This is a genomic window from Citreimonas salinaria, from assembly GCF_900107235.1.
In the GTDB taxonomy this organism is placed as follows: domain Bacteria; phylum Pseudomonadota; class Alphaproteobacteria; order Rhodobacterales; family Rhodobacteraceae; genus Citreimonas; species Citreimonas salinaria.
Genome location: NZ_FNPF01000054.1, coordinates 1 through 2,536, shown reverse-complemented (window position 1 = coordinate 2,536; position 2,536 = coordinate 1). Strand labels below are relative to the sequence as shown.

General features: G+C 67.9%; 3 protein-coding genes. All 3 read right to left on the bottom strand.

The genetic code is table 11. The features are described from left to right. Nucleotides 1–812, bottom strand: an 812-nt coding sequence (locus BLW27_RS20480; RefSeq protein WP_089886589.1) for an ABC transporter ATP-binding protein, incomplete at its 3' end; no start/stop codon positions are given. 60 nt (nt 813–872) lie between these two features. Further along, the gene (locus BLW27_RS20475) at nt 873–2,120 is read right to left on the bottom strand and encodes a nitrous oxide reductase family maturation protein NosD (RefSeq protein WP_089886584.1); all 1,248 of its coding nucleotides are present in this window, start codon (nt 2,118–2,120) and stop codon (nt 873–875) included. Further along, nucleotides 2,120–2,536 (bottom strand): cupredoxin domain-containing protein (locus BLW27_RS20470; RefSeq protein ID WP_177178031.1); only part of this gene is annotated, 417 nt, incomplete at its 5' end. The genes BLW27_RS20475 and BLW27_RS20470, both read right to left, overlap by 1 nt.

Sequence of the window (2,536 nt, the reverse complement as noted above, 5' to 3'; positions counted from 1 at the left end):
TGGGCGTAGAGGTCGTCCAGCGACGGTGGTGTGATTTCCATGTCCTCGACCGCAGGCCCGGCGGCTGCCAGGCTGCGGATGACCTCCATCTTGCGTGTTTCCGAACAGGTCAGGTCGATCGCATCCGCTCCGTGCGCCACCTGTGTGCCGGGCGGCAGCGCTGCCGCCACGTCGGGCCAGCCGCCGTTCACGCGCAGGCGCAGACGCACCGGCAATTCGGCCAGCCGGCGAAGCTCGGCGATCGTCCCGTCGGCCAGCAGGCGTCCGCGATGCATGATCAGCACCCGTTCGGCCCGCTGTTCGAGCTCTCCCAAAGCGTGGGACGACAGCAGCACCGTGGCGCCGCGGCCGCGCAGGGTCTGAACCGTGTCGTAGAAGCTGAGCCTAAGCGAGGGGTCGAGCCCGGTGGTCGGCTCGTCCAGAAGCAGAAGGCGGGGTTCGCCAAGCAGCGCCTGTGCAAGGCCCAGCCGCTGGCGCATGCCCTTGGAATAGGTGCCCAGGCGCCGGTCGGCCGCGTCGGCCAGACCGACCTGCGCCAGCACGTCGCGCAGATTGCCGCGCACGCCCTTGAGGCGCGCGTAGAACTTCAGCAGCTCGTACGCGGTGAGCGACGGGTTGAAGGCCACGTTCTCGGGCAGGAAGCCGATCTCGCGCCGCGCGCCGAAGCTGCGGCCGGGATCCTGTCCAAGGACCGCCAGGGTGCCGGCGCTCGGCCGGATCAGGCCCAGCATCAGCTTCATCAGCGTGGTCTTGCCGGCGCCGTTGTGCCCGACAAGGGCCACCGTCTGTCCCGGCGCGAGTGAGAACGACACGTCCTCGACCGCGGTGTGGCGCCCGAAGCGCCGGTGACGCCCGACAGGGCGACGGTGGGGTCAGCCATCTGCGGGCTCCGTAATGGGTTTCATCAGCGGCGCGCTGTCGATGACGCCGCCGGGTTGCAGCGCGGGCAGCTGCGACTGCGCCCAGCGGATCGTCTGGACGGCCGGGCTGGTGACCAGCACCTTGGCCATCGGGTTGCGCCACAGCACCTGGTCGATGACGTCGTTCGGGCGGTAAGGCTGGTCTGCGATGCCGTCGCCGTCCAGATCGAAGGCCGCGTTGTCGCTCCAGTAGTTGCCCTGGCCCCCCTCGGACCAGTCGAGGTGCCGGGTGCCGACATACTTCACCTGGCTGCGGTTGCCGATGAAGGCATTGCCCGACAGCGTGTTCTGCTCGGACCCGGCGGTGAAGTGGATGCCGATGCCGCAGCCCTCGAAGCGGTTGCGGCGGAATTCGTTGAAGTTGGCGTTGTAGATGAACACGCACTTCTCGCCACCCTCGCGGACGGTGTTGTCCTCGACCTGCGAATAGTTGGCGTAGTTGAACAGGAACCCGTGATCCGTGTCCCCTTCCGAGACGTTGCCGCTGACCTTCAGCCGGTGCGAGAACATGAGCGCGTAGCCGACCGTGTTGCCGACCGACAGGTTGCCGGTGACCTCGCTATCGTTGGCGTACATGTAATGGATCGCGAAGCGCAGGTCGCGCATGCGGTTGTTGCGATAGACGTTGTTCTTGCTGGTGTTCACGAAGATGCCGTCGCGGCCGAGACTGATGTCGTTGTCCTCGACCACCGCGCCGGGCGCGTTCCAGACCGATATGCCGCTGCCGAGTTCGGAGAAGCGCCGGTCGTTCCTTCCGATGACAGTATTGCCGCGCGCGACCGCGTCGGGCGGCCCCATCAGGTAGATGCCGAAGAGGTTGCCCTCGACCCGGTTGTCCTCGATCAGCGCGCGCTCGGCCGTCTGCTCGACGAAAATGCCGGAATCCTCCTCGGACAGGACGGTGCCCGAGCCGCGCACGGTCAGCCCGCGCACCACCGCGTCGGGCGCCGTGACGGTGATGACGCTGCCCTCGCCCGGCCCCTCGACCACCGCGCCGTCGGCGCCTTCCAGCGTCACGGGCGTGGCAACGGCCAGCGGCCCCGCGTGGACGCCCGGCTCCAGCCGGATCACGTCGCCCTCGGCCGCCGCGTCGAGCAGCGGCTGCACCGGCTCGCCCGGCGCAACCGAGTGCTCGGCCGCGAAGGCGGTGCCGGCGCAAAGCGCCAGCACCAGGACACAGATGTGTCGCATCGTCCGCATCAGGTTGCCCGAGGCTCGACGATCATGCGGCCCTTCATCTCCATGTGGAGCGCGTGGCAGAACCACGGGCAGTAGTACCAGTAGACGCCGGGCCGTCCGGCCGTGAAGGTCACGGACGACGTCTGCTGCGGGCTGACCTCGAAGTTGATGCCGTAGTTGGTGATGCAGAAGCCGTGACTCACGTCCTCGACCTCGTCGAGGTTGGTGATGGTGACCGTGACCTCGTCACCTTCCTGAACGCGGAACTCGGTGAGGCTGAAGGCCGGCGCCACCGAGTACATGTAGACCCTGACCTTGTTGCCGTCGCGGATCACGTCGGCCGCGTTCTCCAGGTCGATCCCGTCCGCCTCGGCCCGCGCCCGCGCCTCGGCGAACATCGGGTCGTTGCGGTCCCAGACGTGCAGCGGGTTGATCTT

Coding starts and splice junctions, on each gene's coding strand:
- BLW27_RS20475 (WP_089886584.1), bottom strand. CDS start 2,120: ATGCGGACGATGCGACACATCTGTGTCCTGGTGCTGGCGCTTTGCGCC.